We start from the raw sequence: 24,484 nt of genomic DNA, 5'->3' as shown, positions 1-24,484 counted from the left end.
TAATTAGAAGGTTATTGTTAAACCTCCATCAACGGTAATTACAGAACCTGTAATATAACTTGCATCCGGACTGGTCAAAAACCAAACTACACCAGAAACTTCATCTGGTCGTCCCGCTCGTTTTAACGGTAAATGATTATTCTTTATATAGTTTTCTCGAAACCAATCAGAATCCAACTCATTTTCACCATTTTCTTTGATTGACATTGGAGTCATTATAAATCCGGGAGCCACGGTATTCGCCAGTATTTTACGATTGGCCAATTCTACTGCTAATGAGCGGGTGAATTGAGTAATTGCCGCTTTTGCCATTCCATAAGAAGAACTACCTAGGGCCACTCTCTCATAATGAATCGATGTAATATGGACTATTCTACCGCCATTCTTCATTAAGGGCACAAGAACCCTGGCAATTTTAACCGAACCATAAAGCATGGTCTGCAACGACTTATCCCACCTGTCCATATCATCTTCAAAAATGCTCACATTTTGCGATATGCCTACACTGTTTACATAAGCATCGATCTCCCCGAAAGTATCGCGTACAAAAATTCCGAATTTCCTTATGGACTCATCATCACTAACATCTACACCAACCCCAATATGCCCATCTCCATCTAAACTCTCGACAACATCAGTACATTTACCGGTACTCCGTCCGGTAACCATAACCTGCCATCCTTCTGCTGCATATCGTTTCGCTGTAGCTTTACCAATACCAGAAGACCCCCCTAAGACTACTATTTTTTTTCGCATATCAATTAATTATCAATAACTAGCTCGCCCTCCTGAAATATCAAAGATGGCCCCCGTATTAAAACTTGACTCCTTTGAAATAATAAAAGATACGATAGAAGCTACTTCTTCTACCGTACCTAAACGCCCCATTGGTATTTTAGATGTCATGTACGCCAATTGGTCTGGTGAGGTATTTTCGTTCATACTGGTTTTAATCACAGCCGGAGCCAAGCCATTTACAGTTATACCCGATTGGGCATATTCTTTACCCACACCTTTAACCAAGCCAATAACCCCCGCCTTCATAGATGAATATCCGGACATAAATGGATTACCTTCTTTACCTGCAATGGAAGATATCAACAAAATACGACCATACCCATTTTTTTTCATAACCATAATACTATACTTGGTCATAAGAAATGCTCCTCTAAGATTAATTCTATATATATTATCATAATCTTCCAACCCATAATCAACAATACTGGTGCTGGTAGGACCCACTATTCCAGCAGAATTTACCATAGCATCTATTTTGCCGTATTTTAACTCAACTGCCTCAATAGACTTTTTAACATCGTTCTCAGATGAAACATCCACTTTAAAACCTTCGACATTATAACCTTTACCATGCAGGACTTCCACTGCCTTCTGCAAAACCTCCTCGTTTATATCAAACAATACAACACTACCTCCTTCAGATGCCACTCTTTCCGCAATACCATAACCCAATCCGTCTGCTCCCCCAGAAATAACAACCACTTGATTTTCAAATCTATTCATAATCCCTTTCTATTTTCTTAACTAATTCATTAATTTACTTTTAACTAATGTTAAAAGCCCCTAAGTAATACCAGCCATTTATCCTACTCATCTATTATACCACCAACAATCAAAATTCTCATTAACATAATTTTACTTAGTGTCAATTCTTCAACAAAAACAATCAACGCTAATGAAATCTATTTTACTAAGCTCTATGATTGTTATAACAGTATATGATTGTTATAACAGTAAATATGCCTTATATTATTTTCTTACTTTTAAAATCTAAACCCAATGAATAGATTTGTATTAGATTAAGTTCCTAAACAAATTCAACACTAATCACCATACTCGTTAAACATAACACAATTGCGATTTGAATATAAATCCACCATAAAAATTTCATTATTCCAATTTTCAACAACCTTAAAACAAATATATAGTATTTTTTTTAATAAAAAAACATTATATAATTATTATAAGTAAAAAAACATAATATTGATATATGAAACACAGCAAATTAACCTTGAGTATCTATAACAATTTATTGGACGACATTGCAAAAAACGAAAACCTTCCACGGGGATTGCCCACAGAGGCAAAACTTGCGAGTAATTATTCTGTAAGTAGATCCACCATTAGAAAGGTAATCGAGATTGTATGTTCAAAAGGAATCGTAATGAAAGACGGTTCAAACAAAATAATATTAAGGCTACCCATAAAAAGCGATTATTTTTCCTCTAATGAAATTGAAAATTCCAAATCGGATATTGCAGAAAGGGCAGTACTTAAAAAATTATACAATTACGAATTAAAACCAGGAGACAAGTTTTCCGAACTTGAAATTGCCAATGAAACCAATACCAACACAGTAAGTGTCAGGGAAGCTTTAAATGGAATAAGCCATACGGGACTAATAAAAAAAAGGGCTGGACAAAAATGGGAAGTAGAGGCACTAACCCAGTCAAAATTAAATCAACTAATAGAGTTTAGATCATTACTCGAAAATTATGCGGTCAACTGTTTAGAGAAACAAACCAGCGATAATGATTCCAACACTAAATTTACTCTAATACTAAATAGACATAAGGAGTTACTACAGAAAAAAAAGGTAAATTTTTCTGATTTAACCACTTTAGAAAAAAGATTTCATTATACTCTTATCAAGGCATGTAACAACTCTTTTATCGAAAGTTCATATAATTCATTATTTATTCTCATAAATTATCATATCGGACAAATAAAATATGACACCTTAAAAATTAAAAATGTGTTACGACAGCACATAACAATATTAGAAGCTATAATAGATAATGATTTTAAAAGTGCTAAAAATGCACTTCAAGTTCATTTAGACCATGCCGAAAAAAGTATGAAAGATGTGAACGCCAAGATGCCCAAGTACAAATAAATTCATGAATCATAGACCCTATTCACTAAAAAAATTAAGGTTTATTATGGATTACCCCTCTACGACTTCTTTAAATTTACTCTTTATTCTACCATATAAGAATATAAGAGAAAGCCTATGATATTTTGTATCATGTCTTTAAACAGTTCAAATAGAAAGAAATCTACACTACTCAAAAACCTTTATGTTCAATGCTTCCCCACCATTCTCACAGAACCATTTACCTCTGTAAAAAGTAGAATATATCCAGAGAAAAGAAGGTTAACCAAGTTTAGATTTGTTCGCGGCTTTTTTCTTATACCTATTTTACCTTATCTTCTGCTAAGGTAGCATCTAACCATTTATCCGTTCTAAAAGATGGCGCCGGCAAAAGATTACCATTATAAAGAGTTCCTACCACCCAATTTCGCCAAGCATATCTTACCTCAACAGGATTGGGCACATTATTACTTGACACAAATACCTCCTTGCGATTTATTATTTCTGCGTTTGCAGGGTAAAACACCTTATCTTTCCCGGCAATCTCAAACCCCTTTAACTTATCGTAAACATATAATCCGTTCTCGACATTTTTAAATTTTAAGATTATTCCACCGTCTTTTCTTTCTTTAGAATCATACATTGGAGAAAAACAGTCCACACTTTTATATCCGTAGGTCCGATGCAGCGCATTGAACAATAATCTATCGGCAACTTCTTTCTTTTTAGGAGGATGAATACTATTATAATCTCCAATATCCATTGTTATTGCAATTCCTGAGTTTGATATCAGATCCAAACACTGAATCTGAGCCTCTCTAATAAAAGCAGTGTTACGAACAGTTTGAAAATCAGTATTGCCACTATACTTATAAGGCGCAATTTGCACATAATAAAAAGGGAAATCACCGATTCCCCATCTATAACGCCAATCTTTTACCATTGCAGGAAAAAGTTTTTTATATTTTTCCGGTTCCATCCTATTAGATTCACCTTGATACCATAATACCCCTTTTATCGTGTAAGGAATAATCGGGTTAATCATCCCATTATACAATGCAGTCGGAATATGATTTGTCTTTTTTGTCATATCCACACCATCAAGATTTACCTTTTCATAGTTGCCCAACACATCTGTACTCATCCATGCCTGAATAGGACTTCCTCCCCACGAAGACTGTATCAACCCTACGGGCACATCTAAAATTTCCTGTAATTGTTGTCCGAAAAAATAAGCTATGGCACTATATGTTGAAACACTTTGTGGGCTAGCCTGTTGCCATCCCTTATATATAGCAACATCAGCTAAAGGTGTTTTGGCCCCAACCTCATCCACCGAAAAAAGACGTAGATATGGATTACCGGCTTTAGCAATCGAAATATTAGATTCATATGTGGGTTGCCCCAAAAAACCTTTTACCGGCTGCTCCATGTTTGATTGTCCGGAACACAGCCAAACTTCACCGAACAAAACATTCTTCAATGTAATATCTGAAGTTTCACTTTTAATTTTAATAGTTTGAGGCTCTTTACTATTGCTCGTTTTTACTTTAATACTCCAATTACCTTCACTATCTGCTTGTATATTCATGACCTCCGATAACCAAGAAGTTTTTATGCTGATTTTCTCTTTGGCACTGGCCCACCCCCATAGCTCAACAGTTGTATTACGTTGTAGAACCATATTGGACGATACAATAGCCGGTAATTTTACCTCTGCCCTTATCGAGGCAACAGAAAACAGATTCAATAGTATTACATGAACAATTAAAGTTATTTTTTTCATTTTATAAATAATTGTATTCCTTTTCTCTGTGCTATGATCGCTGCAAACTGTACCCCTCTTTTTTTTTTAGATACTCCACAATAAATTTTAGCATAAATTAAAACTAGACTTTTAAAGTTTCCAAATAGGCGATTAAGTCTACAAGTTCACCTTCTTTCATTACTTTATCAAGACCTTCTGGCATAAGCGAATTTTTCATTTCCTCTATACTTTCTATATTCTCCTCTGGAATAACCTTGGTTGTCGCCCCCATCATCTTTATCGTAATATCTGTCTCACTTCTCCCTAAAATATATCCGTTTAACCTACCTCCATCTTTTAGCTTTAAGGTATATCCTTCGTAACCAAAATTGATTCCCTCACTTGGATTGATAATGGAAGAATACAAAAACCCTCTGGAAAGTTTATTTCCAATATCAGATAGTGCGGGACCGAAATCAACACCCTCTTCTTCTGCTACATGGCAAGAGATACAATATTTTCTATAAACGATTTTTCCTTTAATAGGATTTCCTTCCTTCTTCATCAACACTTCAATATCCTGAGAAATATTATTGTTCATGTCTAGGTATTTAAGAGCTCCCTCCTTTATTCTGTCTATACTACTTGACATTAATTTTAAAGCGGCTGCAGACTTAAGCTCTCCTCTCAACTTATCTTGTTTTAAAAGACCGAACAACCTATTTTGCCCTCTACGGGTATTACCAAGTGCCTCGATAACTTTTTTCATAAGAATGGGCTGGAATTTATTTTGAATCAAACACCTTTCCATAAACCCCATGGCTTTAATACTGTTTACCCCTCCTAAAATATCCATAACCGCATTCTTTTCGTTATCCCCGACATCTGAATTAAGATAATTTTCAACTATGGATTCACCTCCCGACTCGAATAGATACTGTGCAGCTTCTGTCCTCAATGAATTTTCCGCATCACTAATCATCAAGTCAAACAACTTTCTCTCTTGCCCTTGAACATTAAGATTTTTTACAATCATTATCCATTCTTGAGTACCTTCTATTGATGGCAATATTTTTTTTACCAACCTAATGTTCTTAGGTGAACTATTTACAAAGTCTTTATCCAGTTGACCTACGGCATAGGCCCATATCATTTTATCTTGCGGATGATCAACATCTAACATTGAAAGCAACATTTGGTTTTTTAGTGGGTGTTCCTTAAAATGAAATGCCCTGAAATATGAAGGAACTTTAGCAGGATCAACATTTTTATCTTTTATCAAATCAATCATCAATGGCACTGTTTCCTTTGCGTTTATCCTCCAAACCATTTCTGCCCCCTCTGGACTGTTCCATCTATTGCCTACCATATTTTTCCAAGCAGAAAAATAAAGATCCGCAAACTTATCACCTCCTATTCCCAAAGCCTCCAACTCCCATCTATCACCTTCTTTATGTTGTGTGGCTAAATTGGCCCATAACAATGCCGCTTCCTTTGACCCTATATACCTTAAAGCAATTGCCGCTTCCCTTCTTACCTGTACCGATGCATCTTTTATTACCTTCTCCACATAACCTGTTATATTATCTGTTGAAAAATATCTAGCCATACGAATTCCCTGAACACGAATCTTAGGATCGTCATCGGCCAATGCCATATCAATATAAAAAGAACTTCTACTGGGTATCCTTGCACCTAACCATAATGCTCGGGCTTTTGCAACACCTCCCTTTGAGATCAATAAGTTTAAGTATGGCTCCGCTTCTTCCCCCATTTGATGTAGTTTTTGCCAAGAACGAAAAAAAACATCCATATTACCAGAAGTCAATCCCTTTGCTGCCCCATCTCCTGTCGTAAAATCAAATTTTGGAAAACTATACTCTTTAAGAGTAGAAATACGATAAATTCTTCCACGAAAAATATCTTCCGCCTTATGTCCGCCTACACCACCATCATACCAATCGGAAACAAACAATGACCCATCAGGCGCCTCTGCCACATCATCTGGCCTAAACCAATCATCTTTGCTCTTAACTATATTCTTAATAGAAGCGCTATAACCAGCTCCCTCATTTTTCATTATATAAGAACGCACTACATTATGGCCAGGCTCACAATGAATTAATTGCCCCTTGTATAGATCAGGCAACAAATCCCCTTCATAAACAATCATCCCACAAGGAGAACCCGATCCGGTCTGCAACATATTAGGGACGGTCCCCGGGTCATTTAAATGCCAATGCCTCAATGGTATAGAATCGCTCCAACCAGGCCTACGCTCTCTCCAATTGGCTCCAGTAATTCTATCTTTATATCCGTAATTTCCATATTCCATAAGATAATTGATCCGAACACCCCTATTTCCATCATCGTCATTGTCGGATTGCCATATACTACCGTAAGAATCAACAGCTAGCTCATAAGGATTTCTAAAGTTATCTCCAATTACCTCTACCCGTGAACCGTCCTGTTCGCATCTAAAAGCCATACCTTCTTGATATGGGTTTCTAGAAGCATCGATTTCTTCTCCATGTATATCCTTTATTACATTTCCATCTTCAGAAGTCAAATATTGTCCCTTGTTGCCATAATTAAAATATAACCTTCCATCAGCTCCAAAAACAACAGCGTGTGCTCCATGATCATGATCAACCCCGCCTATTCCTGTAAACATTATTTCCTTTTTGTCCGGAACATCATCTTCATTCTCATCGGTAAAGACTAAAATGTTAGGACTTGCAGATACAATAACCCTGTTCCCCAGCACTACAATTCCCAAGGCCGAATTAACATCTTCCCCTTGATAAAAAACCTTTGATTTATCTGCTTTACCATCACCATTAGAATCTTCTAGAATTAATATTCTATCTCCTTTTTTATCATAGGCATTTTTAGGGTTTACCGATAATCTATAGTTCTTCCCTTCACACAACCATATTCTTCCCTTAGAATCAACCGCTATATTAGTAGGATTGCCGATCATTGGCTCTGAAGCAAAAAGTTGCATATGTAAACTATCGGCAACTTCCATAGATAACAGAGCATTCTCTGGCATTCTTTTTTCCTTATCAGATAAATTTCCATAATCAATGCCAGAATCCTTTACCTCCGATTTACAAGCGCCCATTAATATCGAAAAAATCAAGAGTATCTTGCATCGATCAAGAACGATTTTCCTTTTCATTCCAAAACATGTTTTCATTCAATTATTTATTTTATTTATTTACCTCCCAAACTGCTATCTTAATTACATACCCTAACAAAAATCACCTCTTCCATGAAGCAATAATTTATAAAGACATAAAAATAAATTTGGAAAAGAATGTCATAGCCCCATATACGCCCAGTATCTTCAAGGATAATATTTTACCTGATTAAAATTTTGATAAAAAATCACCAAAATCATGCATTGACACAAGTTTGTTTTTGCTCCCCGAGGCCTTCAATTATAATTCGGACCACATCGTCTTTTTTTAAGTAAACTGGAGGTTTCATTCCCAAACCTACTCCGGGCGGAGTTCCCGTATTAATTATATCCCCTGCTTCAAGGGTCATAAACTGCGATAAATAGTAGATAATATAATCACAGTTAAAAATCATGTATTTTGTACTTCCGTTCTGCATCAACTTATCATTAACATATAATTGCATGGATAAGTCGTTTACATTCTCAATTTCGTCTGGGGTCACTAAAAAAGGGCCAATGGGATTGAAATTATCACAAGATTTGCCTTTTGTCCACTGCCCTCCCCTTTCTAACTGAAAAGCTCTTTCTGAAACATCGTGAGAAACACAATACCCCCCTATATATTCATTAGCCTCATCCACACTTTTGAGATACCTAGCATTCTTTCCAACAACAATGCCTAACTCAACCTCCCAATCAGTACATTTGCTATTTCTTGGAATTATAATATCATCATAAGGTCCAACTACCGTATTCGACCCTTTTTGAAAAATTATTGGCTCTTTGGGAATAGCCATCCCAGACTCTTCGGCGTGATCAGAATAATTCAATCCAACACATATAACCTTACCAGGACGCGCCACACAAGCGCCCCAACGTTCAGAATCCTTTATAGCGGGAAACGAATCAATGTCCGGCATCATCTCTTTTAATCTGTCAATTCCTTTATTCTGAAAAAAATTGTTGTCCCAGTCATTAAAAACCGAAGAAAGATCTTTACGTTTTCCATCTATCAATACACCTGGTTTTTCATTGCCAATCTCCCCAAATCGAATTAATTTCATCCTTATATTTTATTTATTAGTTTTTATTTTATCCACAATACTTTAGGGCCATGTAATTACCTCAAAATTCTTGCCCCATTTTCTTATTTAAATACAAAGCCTCCAAAACATCGAGAAATATAGCTACACACAACAGACAGCCTAGCAACACACAAGGCCATATTAACAATAATCTTTAGAATAATATGAAGGTATAGTTCACCGATTAGTGGGAATCTCTCGGAACTTCATCTCCCGATTTACCGACCAAGAAATCCATATCAGCGCCTAAATGTGCTTGTTGTACATTATTAACATAAAGGCTTACATAACCTCTATCCGCAACTAATGGTTGAGCCTCTTTTTTTCGCTTCCTTTCATTAAGTTCTTCATCGCTCAAATCAACCGTTAGACTACGATTTGGAATATCCAAAATAATAACGTCCCCGTTCTGAATAACAGAAAAATTACCCCCAACTGCTGCTTCCGGAGAAACATGGAGCACAACAGTACCAAAAGCAGTACCGCTCATACGTCCATCTGAAATGCGTACCATATCTTTCACTCCTTGTCTTAAAAGCTTTTTAGGTATGCCCATATTACCAACCTCTGGCATACCCGGATAGCCTTTAGGCCCTACATTCTTCAGCACCAACACACTATCTTTATCCACTTCTAGCTCATCTGAATCTATTCTTGCTTTAAAATCTTCTATATTTTCAAATACGACAGCTTTACCTTTATGCTTCATTAAATGATCACTTGCTGCTGAAGGTTTTATCACTGCACCATTTTCACATAGGTTTCCGGTAAGAATGGCCAAGCCAGTGGAATTATTAAATGGGTTTATCACTTCCGCAATTACATCTTTATCATTATTCTCTGCCCCTTCAAAATTTTCCCCTAAGGTCTTTCCGTTGACAGTAATACAATCCACATGCAAATAGTTCTGTAACTCCTTCAGAACGGCCGGAAGGCCACCTGCATAGAAAAGATCCTCCATAAAATACTTTCCAGAAGGCTGTAGATTAACTATAAGAGGAACATTGGCCGATATCCGATTAAAATCTTCAAGATCTAACGAAACACCAATTCTTCCTGCAATGGCGAGAAGATGAATAACAAAATTTGTAGACCCACCAATAGCCGCATTAACGGTAATAGCATTTTCAAAAGCCTTAGGTGTTAAAATATCAGACAATCTTACATCTTCGCGAACCATTTCAACTATACGATTACCAGATAATTGCGCTAAGACCTTTCTTCTTGAATCAGCTGCTGGTATTGCAGCATTCTCCGGTAAGCTTAATCCAAGAGCCTCCACCATACAGGCCATGGAAGATGCGGTACCCATTACAGCACAAGTACCATTACTACGACACATAGAAGCCTCTATATTTCTTAATTCCGATTCATCCAGCTTTCCCTCTCTAACATCATCATGAAATCTCCAAACATCACTAGTTCCTATACTTTTACCTTTATATTTACCCGTTAGCATAGGGCCACCAGAGACCACTATTGTAGGTATATCTACACTACAAGCCCCCATCACCAAAGAAGGTGTTGTTTTATCACAACCACACAAAAGCACTACCCCATCTATAGGGTTGGCCCTAATACTCTCTTCCACGTCCATACTGGCAAGATTTCTATAGAGCATGGCGGTAGGTTTCATTAAGGTTTCTCCCAAAGACATAACAGGAAACTCCACAGGAAATCCACCAGCCTCCAAAATACCCCGTTTTACGGACTCGGCCAGTTGTCTAAAATGTGCATTGCACGGTGTAAGTTCTGACCAGGTATTACAAATGCCAATAATTGGTTTGCCATCGAACTCAAAATCCGGAATACCCTGATTCTTCATCCATGCTCTATAAATAAACCCATCCTTACCTTTACGACCAAACCAATTTCTACTTCTTAATGCCATCTTCTCTAACTATATAATATTTTACTTAAGCACTCATCAATCAATTCTTAATCAAACAAACCAATATTGTATTTGAATAACTCTAATTTATCCCCCACTAGACGAATACAACTCTTTACATTCCTTTTTCAAATCCAAACCATACTTACATACCCAAACAAATATATGATTTTTTATTAATAAAAAAACATTTTTTTAATTGTAAAACGAATTTAGAACACTAAAAATCTAATATATCATCTTGAAGGTTTCAGAAAAGCCAACCCATCAAGTATGAGGGCCGCACTTGAAAACTTCTCCAAAATGAATGATGACAACAAGGTTCTATTTTTGGGAGACATGTTCGAACTGGGCGACTCTTCCCTTCAAGAACATGATACCATTGCAAGATTGGCAGTAGACCTCGGTTTCTCGAACGTAGTCTTGATAGGTGAGAATTTTAAAAAGGTAGATTGCGGTTTTGACACATTTGGCTCGTTCGAAAAATTGAAAGAAGAATTCAAAAACATCGAAATACCTGTACCCGCTACTGTTTTAATTAAAGGCTCAAGGGGAATGGCACTGGAAAGAATATTGGAGTTATTATAACAAACCAACCTAATATGTACCGAAGAAACCTGTGGGATATACTGGATTCGAACCAGTGACCTCTGCCCTGTCAAGGCAGCGCTCTAAACCAACTGAGCTAATATCCCCAATGCTATAACTAAGTTAGGATATAATTTTATTCCTAAAAACTTATATAAAGCAATATTTCATAAAAAAAGGCCTTCGATTTACGAAGGCCTTATTCCTGTGGGCCCTACTGGATTCGAACCAGTGACCCCCTGCTTGTAAGGCAGGTGCTCTGAACCAACTGAGCTAAGAGCCCCAAAAGGAGTGCAAATATATAATAGTTTTTTATAGTCCAAAAGAAAAAATCAAAAAAAATTACACAACTTCCGCTACAACAAAATTACTCCCTCCAACAAAAATTAAATCCTTTTTTGTAGCTCCTTGTTTTGCAGCAATATACGCTTTCCGCACACTATCATAGGCCTCTCCAAATAAATTATGGTTACAAGCCTTTTCTTTCAAAACAGAAGCTGACAATCCTCTTGAAATATCCGGTTTACAAAAATAATATGTAGCGTTATTAGGAAACAATAGAAGTATCCCATCCAAATCCTTATCCTTTACAAACCCCAGAACTATATGAAGCTTTCCATAGTTCTCTTTCTTCAACTGATCTATCACCAACAAAAGTCCTTCTCTGTTATGGGCCGTATCGCACAACACCTTTGGATGCTCAGCCAGTTGTTGCCATCTACCCATCAACCCAGTGTTTTCCGAAACCTTCATCAGACCATCCACAATATGCTCTTTGTCAATTTTAAACCCCTTTAACTCATTTAAAACAGCCAAGACCCCCTTTATATTTTTTTGTTGATAATCACCTTTTAACGAAGTTTTATACTCAGGAAAATCCTCATGTTCCGCGTAAATCAATTTTGCGTCCTTTGATTTGGCAATAGCCTCGAAAACAGGAGCCGTTTTAGGTTGATACTCACTTATAACAACAGGCACGCCTTCTTTTATGATACCTGCTTTTTCATGAGCTATTTTCTCTAAAGTATCACCCAACATATCGGTATGATCAAAACCGATATTGGTTATCAAGGATGTCTCTGGATCTATAATATTCGTAGAATCCAACCTACCCCCAAGACCCACCTCTATGATGGCTATATCTACCTTTTCCTGCGAAAAATAAGAAAAGGACATCCCTACGGTCATTTCAAAAAAAGAAAGTCTATTTTGCTCTAAATAATCTTTATGCCTTGTTATGAAATCTACCACATATTGTTCGGGCACAGGTTCTCCGTTAATACGTATACGCTCTCTAAAATCTTTTAAGTGGGGTGAAGTATACAACCCAACCTTGTAGCCAGCTTCTTGCATCACCGAAGCAAGCATATGACTACTGGAGCCTTTACCGTTGGTACCCGCAATATGTATACTCTTAAAATTTTTATGGGGATTATGAAGATAATCCGTGAAGTTTATAATGCCGTTCAACTTTGCGTTAAAGGCAGTTTTACCTTTTTGTTGATACATTGGAAGTTGGGCAAACATCCAATCAAGGGTCTGCTGATAGGTCACTCTCCCAATTTAAAGTTTACGACCACAAAACCAATTTGCTGACTGGGCGCATTGGCATCCAAATTCCACTTATGCATAAAAGCCGTTTTTTTGGCAGGCTCTAACAAACATGGGTTATTATTTGTAGTTCCACGAACCCCGGGAGTAGCACTGATGACCTTTCCATTTCTATCCACTACGACCTTGACCACTACCCTACCGGACTCATTACATTCTTGAGGCACCTTGCCTTTACTCACCAAAGATCTGCCGTTAAGACCATATCCCCCGGTTCCACTTCCAGAACCAGGACTTCCATAATAACTAGATGCATAAGGATCTCCATCTGGGCTTCCTTTATCACCGGCCCTATCATCATCACCCTCACTGCCCGATGCACTACCATCAGACTTGTTCAGTCCCCCCATAAGCTCATCTAGCTTTTTCTTCTTAGCTTCTTGCTCTCTTCTTGCCTTCTCTTCGGCATCTCTCTTTTGTTGGGCAATTCTCTCCGCTTCAGCTTTTGCTTTTTTTTCAGCTTCCTCAGCCTTACGCTTTGCATCGGCCGCTACCGCATCGGCTTTTTTCTTAGCCTCCTGGGCTTTTTTGATTTTTATAGACTCCTCATTATCCTGAATAAGTACTTTTTCGGCAGGCGCTTCCTGTACTTCTTCCTTCACAACCTCCTCTTTCACTTCTTCAACAGCTTCGGCAACTTCTTGCTTCGTGGGTTCAACAGGAGGGGCATCGACAGGTTCTGATTTTATTTTTTCTTTGGGCTGTACACGACCACTACCAAAATCAGTAGTTCCGAAATTAACGGAAATACCATTTTCTATAGGCGGATCCATATAGGTAAGACCTATATAAAACAACATAAGCAACAATGCACTTAAAAGCAATGTTGTAAGTGTTAAGGATTTTTTTTTGTGTCTCGTGTCTAAAAATGCCATTAGTTGGGCCGCACGGCCAAAATGACCTTATAATTATTTCGGTTCGCAATATCCATAACATGTACCGCTTCTTTAATAGCGACACTCTCTTCCGCTCTCAAAATAATCGTAGGTTTTTCTTGACCTTCAAGTGCTTTTTTTAATTCAATTTCAATGTATTCTCCGTTTATTTGTTGGCCATCCACAAAATACTGCAAGTTCTTATCGATACTTACGGATACATTCTGTGTATTGGTCGATTTCCCTTTCGCTTTTGGCAATAATAAATCCAAAGCATTCGGGGAATTTGCGGTAAGCATGAAGAAAATCAATAACAGAAATACAATATCTGTCATGGACGACATGCTAAAGTCAGGACTAACTTTATTTCTTCCTTTTAATTTCATGATGAAGATTTAAAGTGGTTCGTTCAATAGATCCAAGAACTCTACGGCATTGGCCTCCATATTATGCACCACCTTATCTGTTCTGTTCACCAAATGGTTATAACCCATATAAGCAATAATCCCCACGATCAACCCCGCAACGGTAGTTGTCATAGCCGTATAAATACCGGATGCCAAAGAACCCATTTCTGCCTGACCCCCACTACTGGCCATCTCATGAAAAGCTAAAATCATACCTATAACGGTACCTAAAAAACCTATCATCGGTGCAGCACCGGCAACGGTTGCAAGAACACTTACGTTCTTTTCTAACTTATACACTTCCAATGTTCCGGCGTTCTCAATGGCCGTATTAATATCGTCTAAAGGTTTTCCTATCCTAGATATACCTTTCTCCGTTAATCTGGCTACCGGGGAATCTGTTTGGGCACAAAGCAATTTGGCAGCTTCTAGCTTACCCGTGGTTACATGGTCCCTGATTTGGTTCATGAAATTCTTATCTATCTTGGAAGCGGCGTTTACCGCCAAAAGCCTTTCAAAATAAATATATAGGGCCACACCCAACATTATGAACAATACGGTAATAATAATTACACTTCCCGTACCTCCATTAAAAACCAAATCCATTACAGAAAGCGTCTTTTCTTCCGAAAGCACTTCGCTTGCCGCTTGGTCTGGTGACAAATCTTGCAATAATAACATAGCGTTCTTGATTATCAAATTTGCCATTATAACGATGTTTTTCGGATTAAATTATACGTTGAGCACAAAATCTCTTAACAATATAAAGGTAATCGCCCCAGCGATAAAGCCTATAAAAGCCAACCACGCTATTTTCTTCAGGTACCAGAAAAAATCTATTTTTTCCATCCCCATGGCCACAACTCCGGCAGCGGAACCAATGATAAGCATACTACCTCCGGTACCAGCAGAATAAGCGATAAAATGCCACAACGGATTATCCATAGGCTCTCCGAACATTCCCATACTGGCAGCTACCAACGGTACGTTATCTATAATAGCCGACCCCAAACCGAACAACATTACCACGATATCCGTATTCGGTATAGCTTCGTTAAGAGCTCCGGCGGCATTAAACAATATACCTAAAGACTCCATCGCCGCAACAGCCAATAAAATCCCTAAGAAAAACAATATACTTGGCAACTCTATCTTGGACAAGGAATGGTGAACGGGACTATGATGCCCTTCACTATCTTGCCCCTCTTGATCCACAGAAGAGATACTAAACTTTTTGTTACTATAAATTTCCGCAAATGTAGCCACAACCGCCAACGACAACATCATACCTACATAAGGAGGCAAATGGGTTATGGTTTTAAAAACAGGAACGAACAAAATTGCGCCCAAACCTAGGTACAACATAATAGATCCGTATTTTGATTTTGGCTTCTCTTCTTCCAAGTCTCCATCTACCAAACCTTTAAACACCTTAAACCTACCTGCTATTAATAAAGGAACGATCATACATACCAATGACGGAAGCAATACATGCTCCACCAATTGAGCTGCACTCACCTTTTTCGCAATCCAAAGCATCGTGGTCGTAACATCACCAATAGGTGACCACGCACCACCTGCATTTGCCGTTATAACGATCATACCGGCAAACCAAAGTTTGGTCTCGCGATCTTTTATAACCTTTTGAAGAATGGTTATCAGAACTATCGTTGCCGTTAAGTTATCTATAATAGCGGACAATACAAATGCCAAAATTGAGAACAACCAAAGTAGTTTTCCTTTCTTTTTAGTCTTTATAAACCCCTTAATGGTAGCAAAACCATCAAAGTAATCTATAATTTCCACAATGGTCATGGCCCCCAACAAGAAGAATAAGATTTCCGCTGTTTTACCTAAGTGATGCAAAAGGGATTCTTCCATTAAATGCATCTTATCCGCATGCCCCATGGCCGCAAACCCATCAACAAGACTTTGCTTTGCCGAATCGAACCAATTGGTAAAACCATCGATATCCAAAGCAACCAATGCCCACAAAATAGCCATCATGGCCAATGCCGGAATCAATTTATCTATCTTCAGATTATGCTCTAGTGTTATAGCCAGATAGCCTGCTAAAAAAACAATAATAATAAGGGTTTCCATTGTTGTTTGGTTTTAAATATTCTCGAATTCAGTATATCAAATATAAGACTGTATTATAATTTTTTAAATTCCCTAAAGATATCCAAAAATGCCCATGTTACCATGGCCAAAATAACAATCTCATCGAGAATATTGAAACTCAAACTTTTACAATCTAAATTTAACATTATCAAACTTATAAACAGTGTCACAAAAAAAGACAACGAATAGCAAATTTTAACATAAATTAATTAGAACAACAAATCGAAAAACCAAAAAAATCTACACACATACACCTATCTTTGTAAGACAACACCTTAATTAACATAAACTAACAGTATGGATTTTAGTCTTACCGAAGAACAGAAACTTATACAACAAGCAGCAAGAGATTTTGCTCAAAACGAATTATTGCCCGGAGTAATTGACCGGGACGAAAGACAAGAATTCCCAAAACAGGAAGTTCAAAAAATGGCCGAGTTGGGTTTTCTGGGAATGATGGTAGACCCAAGATATGGAGGAAGCGGCCTAGACACCTTGTCTTACGTATTGGTAATGGAAGAACTTTCTAAAGTCGACGCCTCATCATCCGTTATCGTATCGGTAAACAATTCATTGGTATGCTGGGGACTGGAGAATTTCGGCACCGAAGAACAAAAAGAAAAATATTTGACAAGACTTGCCACCGGAGAAATAATAGGTGCGTTTTGCTTATCTGAACCTGAGGCCGGTAGCGATGCCACATCACAAAAAACCACCGCAATAGACAAGGGTGACCACTACGTATTGAATGGCACAAAAAACTGGATCACCAACGGAGGTACCGCAGAGGTATACTTGGTAATCGCACAAACCGATAAAGAAAAAAAACACCGAGGCATCAATGCCCTAATCGTTGAAAAGGGTATGGAAGGTTTTGAAATAGGACCAAAAGAAAACAAACTGGGAATACGTGGCAGCGACACCCATTCCCTTATTTTTAACGATGTAAAGGTTCCTAAAGAAAATAGAATCGGAGATGACGGTTTCGGATTCAAGTTTGCAATGAAAACACTATCGGGAGGCCGAATAGGTATTGCGGCACAAGCCTTGGGCATTGCAGCGGGCGCCTACGAACTGGCCTTAAAATATTCTAAAGAACGTAAGGCATTTGGCACAGAAATAAGCAACCACCAAGCAATAGCCTTTAAATTGGCCGACATGCATACTGCAATACAGGCGGCCAGATTATTGGTATACCAAGCTGCAAAGGACAAGGACAACGGTTCAAATTATGACGTGTCCGGGGCTATGGCCAAATTATACGCCTCAAAAGTAGCTATGGAAACCGCCATAGAGGCCGTTCAGATTCACGGAGGAAATGGTTTCGTGAAAGATTACCACGTAGAAAGATTAATGAGGGATGCCAAGATAACCCAGATTTACGAAGGCACCTCTGAGATCCAAAAAATCGTCATTTCCCGTAATATTTTAAAGTAATTTTACACATAAAAACATGCACCCCCTAAAAATATAGGGGGTGCATGTTTAAATACACCACACTTATACTGTTACAAAGTCAATTACCTGGGGTAATATTGTTACAAAGAACAAAATAGCCACTTAGACCCCATATTTATCCATTGTCTTCACAAAAGAATCCCCTAAATTTATCAATCTGATAAATTCACCTAAGCAAAAATCACGATTTAAAGTTTTTTCAGACTTTATTTAAAAGTGTTGAATTATTTTCTTCACATTGAGCCAATTGTTGAATATTATTCAAATAAAATGATATTTTTGAGCAAATACTACATCTTATGAAATTGAAGAAGCAAGGACTATATCTACCAGAATTTGAACATGATAACTGTGGGGCAGGTTTCATTTGTAGCCTAAAAGGAAAAAAATCAAATGACATTATACATAAAGCCCTTGATATTTTAGAGAGGCTAGAACATAGAGGAGCGGTAAGTTCTGATGGAAAAACAGGTGATGGTGCTGGAATATTAATAGATATACCCCATGACTTTTTCAAAGAAGTATGCAATTTTGAATTACCGGAACAAGGTGAATATGCGGTAGGAAACATTTTTTTTCCCCAGAAGCAGAACCAAAGAGAATACTGTATCTCTGTTTTTGAGGAAAATGTAAAAAAACAAGGATTAAAACTATTGGGCTGGAGAGATGTTCCCGTCAACCGTTCTGTGCCAGGCAGAATAGCAGCGGAAACAGAACCTTTTGTAAAGCAGATATTCATAGCAAAGGAAAACGCCGAACAAACAGAATTTGAGTTTAACCTAAAGCTATTTATAGCACGTAAGGTTACCGAACATGCGATTACAAAATCAAAACTTTCGGAGAGCCAATTTTTCTACGTCCCCAGTTTATCGACCAAAATAATTATTTTTAAAGGGCTGTTAATGCCCATGGACATCAGCTTGTATTATTCTGACTTAATGGATCCAAGGGTTGTGACAAGATTAGCCCTTGTTCACCAAAGGTTTTCCACCAACACTTTCCCTACATGGGATTTGGCACAACCATTTAGATATATGTGCCACAACGGGGAGATAAACACGTTAAGAGGAAATGTTTCTAGAATGTATTCTAGGGAAGAATTGCTCAAAAGTGACATGTTCGGCGAAGAAATAAAGAACATTCTTCCTGTAGTACTTCCTGGAAAATCGGATTCGGCCACGATGGATATGGTTGTTGAACTATTACTTATGACCGGTAGATCCTTACCTGAAGTAATGATGATACTGGTTCCGGAGGCTTGGGAAAAGAACCCGGAAATGTCAGAAGCAAAAAAAGCCTTTTACGAATACCACTCTTGCATGATGGAACCTTGGGACGGACCTGCGTCGATACCTTTTACGGACGGAAACTTTATAGGGGCCGTTTTAGACAGAAATGGACTTCGCCCATCTAGATATTCTGTAACCAAAGATGATTATGTAGTAATGTCCTCCGAAACGGGAGTCGTTGAAATTGCTCCTGAGAACGTAGAATTCCATGGCCGTTTAGAACCTGGAAAAATGTTTTTGGTAAACATGGAAGAAGGACGAATCGTAAATGATGAGGAAATAAAGGAAAACATAGCTAAAAAACACCCATATAAAGAATGGCTGGACAAAAACCTGGTACACCTTAGAGATATTCCATATAACGATTGCCCTTTATTTTTGGGCGAAGCACCCCTAGAAAAAAGAAAATCGGTTTTTGGATATACACTAGAAGATATAAACACCATTATTCTTCCAATGGGCAAAACGGCGAAAGAGCCTATTGGATCTATGGGCTCAGATACACCTATTGCAGTATTATCACAACGCCCACAGTTAATTTACAATTATTTTCAGCAACTTTTCGCTCAAGTCACCAATCCACCCTTGGATGGAATAAGAGAAGAACTTATAACCGATATAAGCCTAACCCTAGGTAGCGACCATAATATTTTCGAATTTTCAGAACTTCATTGTAGAAAATTAAAAATTCAAAATCCCGTAATCTCTAAAGAAGATTTGGACAAGATTAAAAACTACGATGTAAGCCCAGACTACAAGGTTGTATCCATTCCTATGTTATACCCAGTAAAGAAAGGGCTTAACGGTTTAGAGGATGCTCTTGAATCTTTATTGAAACAGGCTTCCGATGCCGTAGACGACGGAGCCAACATTCTCATATTGTCCGACAGGAACGTAAACGAAGAAGAAGCTCCGATTCCCGCACTATTGGCTTGCTCATTCGTTAATAGCGGGTTGCAAAAACTTGGAAAACGGTCCAAACTAAGCATCATTATCGAATCTGCAGAACCTAGAGAAGTACATCATTTTGCCCTTTTGTTCGGATTTGGCGCCAGTGCCATTAACCCATACTTGGTAAATGAGATTATTAGGGAACAAATTGAAGACAACGACATAAGTGACATTAATTTTGATGAAGCTGTTAAAAACTACAACAAAGCCATAGGAAAGGGAATTTTAAAAGTGATGAACAAAATTGGCATTTCTACCCTTAACTCATATAGAGGATCCCAGCTTTTCGAGTGTATCGGCATCAACTCTAAAGTTGTAGAGAAATATTTCCCGAACACCCCAACAAGAATCCAAGGAATAGGCCTTTATGAAATAGAAAAAGAAATTGCCAAAAGACATCATAAGGCATTTACGAACCATAAAATCGAAGCAAACCTAGATTTAGAGATCGGTGGTGAATATAGATGGAGAAGAGATGGAGAAAAGCACATGTTTAATCCACTTACAATAGCAAAACTTCAAAAATCGGTAAGAAACAACGAGCCCGACACCTATAAAGAGTATTCGCGAATGGTCAATGAACAATCTAAAAACCTTATGACTATAAGGGGGCTTTTTGAGTTTTCTAACTATGACCCCATTCCTTTGGATGAAGTGGAACCATGGACAGAAATTGTAAAACGTTTTAAAACAGGCGCAATGTCGTATGGGTCTATCAGTAAAGAAGCCCATGAGAATCTTGCCATAGCCATGAACAGAATAGGTGGTAAAAGCAACTCTGGAGAAGGAGGGGAAGACGAAAACAGGTTCTACAAAAATGCTACAGGAGACTGGAGAAACAGTGCCATAAAACAGGTAGCATCGGGCAGATTTGGAGTAACTTCCAATTACCTGACCAATGCGAAGGAAATACAAATAAAAATGGCCCAAGGGGCAAAGCCGGGAGAAGGCGGCCAATTACCGGGCCCCAAAGTAAACCCTGCGATAGCAAAAACAAGAAATTCAACTCCCTATGTTGGCCTTATCTCACCACCACCACACCACGATATTTATTCAATCGAAGATTTATCACAGCTTATTTACGACTTAAAGTCGGCGAACAGAAAAGCAAGAATAAACGTAAAGTTAGTTTCTGAGGTAGGTGTCGGTACCGTAGCCGCAGGGGTGGCAAAAGCAAAGGCCGACGTAGTTCTTGTCTCAGGATTCGATGGAGGTACGGGTGCCTCTCCCCTGACCTCCCTAAAACATGCAGGGCTACCATGGGAACTCGGTATTGCCGAAGCACAGCAAACACTAGTACTGAACGACCTAAGAAACCGAATTGTATTGGAATGTGACGGTCAGTTAAAAACAGGAAGAGATGTAGCAATCGCTTGCTTGTTAGGAGCCGAAGAATTTGGTTTTGCAACCGCTCCTTTAGTAGCTTCGGGCTGTGTAATGATGCGAGTATGCCACCTCAATACTTGCCCAGTAGGAATTGCCACCCAAAATCCGGAACTAAGAAAGAAATTTGAAGGCAAACCTGAACATGTGGTCAACTACATGTACTTTGTTGCCCAAGAACTTAGAGAGATAATGGCGCAACTTGGGTTTAGAACCATCAATGAAATGGTGGGCCAAGTTCAAAAACTGGATCGCAAAAAAGCTATAGACCACTATAAAGCTGCAGGTATAGATCTAACTCCAATATTACACGAGGTAGATGTACCAAAAGGCACTAAACTATATAACACACAAAAACAGAAACATGATGTTTTCGATTCAATTGAATTTGACATAATCGAAAAAGCCAACCCTTCGTTGTTCAGAAAAGAAAAATTGACTTTAGATTATCCGATTAGCAATACTGATAGGGCGGTCGGTGCAATCTTAAGTAATGAGATTTCAAAAACGTACGGTGCTGAAGGACTTCCAATAAACACCTTAAAATTAAACTTTACCGGATCGGCCGGACAAAGTTTTGGAGCATTCGCCACTAGGGGATTGACCATGATCGTAAACGGAAACACCAATGATTATTTAGGCAAAGGATTATCCGGAGCTAAATTGGTAGTTAAAGTACCGGACGGTTCTACCATTGTTCCTGAAGATAATGTTATAACCGGCAATGTTACCTTATATGGAGCTACAGCAGGTAGAGCATATATAAATGGTAAGGCAGGAGAACGTTTTTGTGTTAGAAATTCAGGAGCAAAAGCAGTGGTAGAAGGTATTGGTGACCATGGTTGCGAATACATGACCGGTGGAGTTGCCGTAATTTTGGGGGAAGTCGGTAGAAATTTTGGAGCAGGTATGAGCGGTGGTATCGCTTATATTTTGGATGACAAAAACACCTTTAGAAAAAGATGTAGTGGAGAAGGTCTAAATTTATTAAAAGTAGAGGAAGACCAAGACATCAAAGAACTAAAAGATTTAATAACCAGTCATTACAATTCTACATTGAGTCCCTTGGCCCAAAGAATTTTAGAAAACTGGGAGTCCTATTTACCGAAATTCGTCAAGGTATTACCAGAAGAATATAGGCAAGCATTAATACGTTTAGAACAAGAAAATTTACAAACTATATAAAATCGAGAGATGGGGAAGACAACAGGATTTTTGGAATTCGATAGAAAAGTAGAGTCTTATGCTCCTGTAGAGCAACGTGTAAAGAATTACAAAGAATTTACACAACCAATGGACAAAAAAGACCTTAAGGAACAAGGTGCCCGTTGTATGGATTGCGGCATTCCTTTTTGTCATAGTGGATGCCCATTAGGAAATTTAATTCCAGACTTTAACGATGCCGTATACCTTGGTAAATGGGAAAAAGCGAGCGAAATACTACACTCCACCAATAACTTTCCTGAATTTACAGGAAGGTTGTGTCCCGCACCATGTGAAGAAGCCTGTGTATTAGGTATCAATGAAGACCCCGTATCTATAGAAAATATCGAAAAAAACATTGTAGAAACCGCCTTTAAAAAAGGATGGATAACTTCTAAACCTCCGGTCTCGAGAACTGGCAAAAAAGTTGCCGTTGTGGGTTCGGGCCCTTCAGGATTAGCTACGGCACAACAGTTAAATAGAGCCGGTCATGAGGTAATCGTATTCGAAAGAGACGAAAAACCCGGAGGCCTATTACGATATGGTATTCCGGACTTTAAAATGGAAAAGCACATTATCGACCGTAGATTAGAAATTTTAAAAGATGAAGGTGTTGTTTTTAAATGTGGCGTACATGTCGGCAAGGACATAAAAGCGGATGATCTTAAAAAAGATTTTGACGCCATTGTTCTAACAGGAGGTGCCACAGTCAGAAGAAACTTGCCCATTGAAGGATCCGACTTAAAAGGAGTAGTACAAGCCATGGATTTTCTAAGTCAAAACAATAGACGGGTAGATGGCATAAAAGAATTAGGAGAAGAAATTAAAGCCACCGACAAACATGTTATTGTTATCGGCGGAGGTGATACCGGATCGGATTGTATTGGCACCTCTATTAGACATGGTGCTATCTCTGTATCTAACTTTGAAATCATGCCAATGGCTACCAAAGAAAGACCGAAAGACCAACCTTGGCCTTTTTGGCCCATGAGATTAAGAACCAGTTCTTCCCACAAAGAAGGTGCAGAACGTTTTTTTAGTATTTCCACTAAAAAATTTATCGGCGACGACAACGGAAACTTAAAAGGATTGTTGACCACCGAAGTCGAATGGATCAAGGTTCCAGGGCAAAGACCACAATTAAAAGAAGTAGAGGGCACAGAAAAAGAGTGGAAATGTGACCTAGCTTTATTGGCATTAGGCTTTACAGGATCAGAAACTACCATTGCCGACCAGTTAGGTTTAGAAATGGACGCAAGAAGTAACATAAAGGCTTCGGAAGAAAACTACCAAACAAACGTACCAGGCGTTTTTGCAGCAGGCGACCAGCGTAGAGGTCAATCATTAATTGTTTGGGCAATTTCAGAAGGAAGACAAGCTGCACACCATGTAGATAAATATTTGATGGGCAAATCCTATCTTCCTTTAAAAGGGGAAGGTGACTTACCCAGAATCTAAAAGGAACACTCTAACGATAACCTAATTCTGTTAGACATATAGAAGAGCCACTTTAATTAGAGTAGCTCTTCTATATGTTTTTTAACCAATATCCAACAAGCTTATTGATGTTCGTTTGTAAATTGCAAACGAGTATTTATCTCCACTCCAGGTACTATTCCTTCTATTGCTACCAATAATTTTCTATTTAATTCAGAGAATATGCCTACACTACAAATAATCGTTTATACAATTACCTGATATAACATTTTTAACATCATGGATAATTAGAACTAAAATTTTACATAAGTAATACTTGGCAATTTTAACTACAATCCTATTGTTAAAAAATAAA

General features: G+C 38.1%; 16 protein-coding genes and 2 tRNA genes. 5 read left to right on the top strand and 13 right to left on the bottom strand.

Annotated features, from left to right (window positions below; translation table 11 throughout):
* Positions 1-3: 3 nt before the first annotated feature.
* Together J8L85_RS16120 and J8L85_RS16115 are read right to left on the bottom strand one after the other, a co-directional pair.
* Complete coding sequence (locus J8L85_RS16120; RefSeq protein WP_211019005.1) at positions 4-756, bottom strand: SDR family oxidoreductase; 753 nt, start codon at positions 754-756, stop codon at positions 4-6.
* Positions 757-768: 12 nt separating this feature from the next.
* Entirely contained in the window at positions 769-1,521 is a 753-nt protein-coding gene (locus J8L85_RS16115; protein ID WP_211019003.1) for an SDR family NAD(P)-dependent oxidoreductase, read from the bottom strand.
* A 487-nt stretch (positions 1,522-2,008) separates the two neighbouring features.
* On the opposite strand from J8L85_RS16115, the gene J8L85_RS16110 reads away from it, so the two are divergent.
* Positions 2,009-2,914: a GntR family transcriptional regulator gene (locus tag J8L85_RS16110; RefSeq protein ID WP_211019001.1), complete on the top strand. Its 906-nt coding sequence runs from the start codon at positions 2,009-2,011 to the stop codon at positions 2,912-2,914.
* A gap of 301 nt (positions 2,915-3,215) precedes the next feature.
* On the opposite strand, the gene J8L85_RS16105 is transcribed toward J8L85_RS16110, so the two are convergent.
* The 4 genes from J8L85_RS16105 to J8L85_RS16090 all read right to left on the bottom strand — a co-directional run bounded on the left by J8L85_RS16105 (position 3,216) and on the right by J8L85_RS16090 (position 10,803).
* Complete coding sequence (locus J8L85_RS16105) at positions 3,216-4,679, bottom strand: sialate O-acetylesterase (protein WP_211018999.1); 1,464 nt, start codon at positions 4,677-4,679, stop codon at positions 3,216-3,218.
* A gap of 103 nt (positions 4,680-4,782) precedes the next feature.
* Complete coding sequence (locus J8L85_RS16100; protein WP_211018997.1) at positions 4,783-7,824, bottom strand: PVC-type heme-binding CxxCH protein; 3,042 nt, start codon at positions 7,822-7,824, stop codon at positions 4,783-4,785.
* A 218-nt stretch (positions 7,825-8,042) separates the two neighbouring features.
* Entirely contained in the window at positions 8,043-8,891 is an 849-nt protein-coding gene (locus J8L85_RS16095; RefSeq protein WP_211018995.1) for a fumarylacetoacetate hydrolase family protein, read from the bottom strand.
* Between the two features lie 205 nt (positions 8,892-9,096).
* Positions 9,097-10,803 carry an IlvD/Edd family dehydratase gene (locus J8L85_RS16090; protein ID WP_211018991.1) on the bottom strand — a complete coding sequence of 569 codons (1,707 nt, stop codon included), beginning with the start codon at positions 10,801-10,803 and terminating at the stop codon, positions 9,097-9,099.
* A 273-nt stretch (positions 10,804-11,076) separates the two neighbouring features.
* On the opposite strand from J8L85_RS16090, the gene J8L85_RS16085 reads away from it, so the two are divergent.
* On the top strand, positions 11,077-11,391 hold the full coding sequence (locus tag J8L85_RS16085) for a cyanophycin synthetase (RefSeq protein WP_211018990.1): 315 nt from the start codon (positions 11,077-11,079) through the stop codon (positions 11,389-11,391).
* Positions 11,392-11,423: 32 nt separating this feature from the next.
* On the opposite strand, the gene J8L85_RS16080 is transcribed toward J8L85_RS16085, so the two are convergent.
* From J8L85_RS16080 to nhaD, 7 genes are all read right to left on the bottom strand, one after another.
* Positions 11,424-11,498, bottom strand: a tRNA-Val gene (locus J8L85_RS16080).
* A gap of 101 nt (positions 11,499-11,599) precedes the next feature.
* Positions 11,600-11,674, bottom strand: a tRNA-Val gene (locus J8L85_RS16075).
* A gap of 59 nt (positions 11,675-11,733) precedes the next feature.
* Entirely contained in the window at positions 11,734-12,945 is a 1,212-nt protein-coding gene (locus tag J8L85_RS16070) for a folylpolyglutamate synthase/dihydrofolate synthase family protein (protein WP_211018987.1), read from the bottom strand.
* Positions 12,942-13,877, bottom strand: coding sequence for an energy transducer TonB (locus J8L85_RS16065; protein WP_211018985.1), 936 nt, complete (start codon positions 13,875-13,877; stop codon positions 12,942-12,944). The genes J8L85_RS16070 and J8L85_RS16065 overlap by 4 nt, the downstream gene beginning before the upstream one ends.
* Positions 13,877-14,263, bottom strand: a complete 387-nt coding sequence (locus J8L85_RS16060) for a biopolymer transporter ExbD (RefSeq protein WP_211018983.1) — start codon at positions 14,261-14,263, stop codon at positions 13,877-13,879. Before J8L85_RS16060 ends, J8L85_RS16065 begins: the two co-directional genes overlap by 1 nt.
* A 9-nt stretch (positions 14,264-14,272) precedes the next feature.
* Positions 14,273-14,965, bottom strand: a complete 693-nt coding sequence (locus J8L85_RS16055) for a MotA/TolQ/ExbB proton channel family protein (protein ID WP_211019262.1) — start codon at positions 14,963-14,965, stop codon at positions 14,273-14,275.
* Between the two features lie 51 nt (positions 14,966-15,016).
* Positions 15,017-16,387 carry a sodium:proton antiporter NhaD gene (gene nhaD, locus J8L85_RS16050; RefSeq protein ID WP_047247544.1) on the bottom strand — a complete coding sequence of 457 codons (1,371 nt, stop codon included), beginning with the start codon at positions 16,385-16,387 and terminating at the stop codon, positions 15,017-15,019.
* Between the two features lie 318 nt (positions 16,388-16,705).
* Between nhaD and J8L85_RS16045 the strand changes: the two genes are divergently transcribed.
* The 3 genes from J8L85_RS16045 to J8L85_RS16035 all read left to right on the top strand — a co-directional run bounded on the left by J8L85_RS16045 (position 16,706) and on the right by J8L85_RS16035 (position 24,150).
* Positions 16,706-17,845, top strand: a complete 1,140-nt coding sequence (locus J8L85_RS16045; RefSeq protein ID WP_211018981.1) for an acyl-CoA dehydrogenase — start codon at positions 16,706-16,708, stop codon at positions 17,843-17,845.
* A 320-nt stretch (positions 17,846-18,165) separates the two neighbouring features.
* On the top strand, positions 18,166-22,674 hold the full coding sequence (gltB, locus tag J8L85_RS16040) for a glutamate synthase large subunit (protein ID WP_211018979.1): 4,509 nt from the start codon (positions 18,166-18,168) through the stop codon (positions 22,672-22,674).
* Positions 22,675-22,683: 9 nt separating this feature from the next.
* Positions 22,684-24,150 (top strand): glutamate synthase subunit beta, encoded by a 1,467-nt coding sequence (locus J8L85_RS16035; protein WP_211018977.1) that lies wholly within the window; start codon positions 22,684-22,686, stop codon positions 24,148-24,150.
* The last annotated feature ends 334 nt before the right edge of the window (positions 24,151-24,484 follow it).

Source organism: Maribacter sp. MMG018 (assembly GCF_018100785.1).
Lineage (GTDB): Bacteria > Bacteroidota > Bacteroidia > Flavobacteriales > Flavobacteriaceae > Maribacter.
Note: the sequence above shows the minus strand (reverse complement) of the source record. Positions and strands in the feature narration are given on the sequence as shown.

What these genes read in the sequence shown, in the direction of transcription:
- J8L85_RS16120 (WP_211019005.1), bottom strand. Translation starts at nt 756, where the DNA reads ATGCGAAAAAAAATAGTAGTCTTAGGGGGGTCTTCTGGTATTGGTAAA.
- J8L85_RS16115 (WP_211019003.1), bottom strand. Translation starts at nt 1,521, where the DNA reads ATGAATAGATTTGAAAATCAAGTGGTTGTTATTTCTGGGGGAGCAGAC.
- J8L85_RS16110 (WP_211019001.1), top strand. Translation starts at nt 2,009, where the DNA reads ATGAAACACAGCAAATTAACCTTGAGTATCTATAACAATTTATTGGAC.
- J8L85_RS16105 (WP_211018999.1), bottom strand. Translation starts at nt 4,679, where the DNA reads ATGAAAAAAATAACTTTAATTGTTCATGTAATACTATTGAATCTGTTT.
- J8L85_RS16100 (WP_211018997.1), bottom strand. Translation starts at nt 7,824, where the DNA reads ATGAAAAGGAAAATCGTTCTTGATCGATGCAAGATACTCTTGATTTTT.
- J8L85_RS16095 (WP_211018995.1), bottom strand. Translation starts at nt 8,891, where the DNA reads ATGAAATTAATTCGATTTGGGGAGATTGGCAATGAAAAACCAGGTGTA.
- J8L85_RS16090 (WP_211018991.1), bottom strand. Translation starts at nt 10,803, where the DNA reads ATGGCATTAAGAAGTAGAAATTGGTTTGGTCGTAAAGGTAAGGATGGG.
- J8L85_RS16085 (WP_211018990.1), top strand. Translation starts at nt 11,077, where the DNA reads ATGAGGGCCGCACTTGAAAACTTCTCCAAAATGAATGATGACAACAAG.
- J8L85_RS16065 (WP_211018985.1), bottom strand. Translation starts at nt 13,877, where the DNA reads ATGGCATTTTTAGACACGAGACACAAAAAAAAATCCTTAACACTTACA.
- J8L85_RS16060 (WP_211018983.1), bottom strand. Translation starts at nt 14,263, where the DNA reads ATGAAATTAAAAGGAAGAAATAAAGTTAGTCCTGACTTTAGCATGTCG.
- J8L85_RS16055 (WP_211019262.1), bottom strand. Translation starts at nt 14,965, where the DNA reads ATGTTATTATTGCAAGATTTGTCACCAGACCAAGCGGCAAGCGAAGTG.
- nhaD (WP_047247544.1), bottom strand. Translation starts at nt 16,387, where the DNA reads ATGGAAACCCTTATTATTATTGTTTTTTTAGCAGGCTATCTGGCTATA.
- J8L85_RS16045 (WP_211018981.1), top strand. Translation starts at nt 16,706, where the DNA reads ATGGATTTTAGTCTTACCGAAGAACAGAAACTTATACAACAAGCAGCA.
- gltB (WP_211018979.1), top strand. Translation starts at nt 18,166, where the DNA reads ATGAAATTGAAGAAGCAAGGACTATATCTACCAGAATTTGAACATGAT.
- J8L85_RS16035 (WP_211018977.1), top strand. Translation starts at nt 22,684, where the DNA reads ATGGGGAAGACAACAGGATTTTTGGAATTCGATAGAAAAGTAGAGTCT.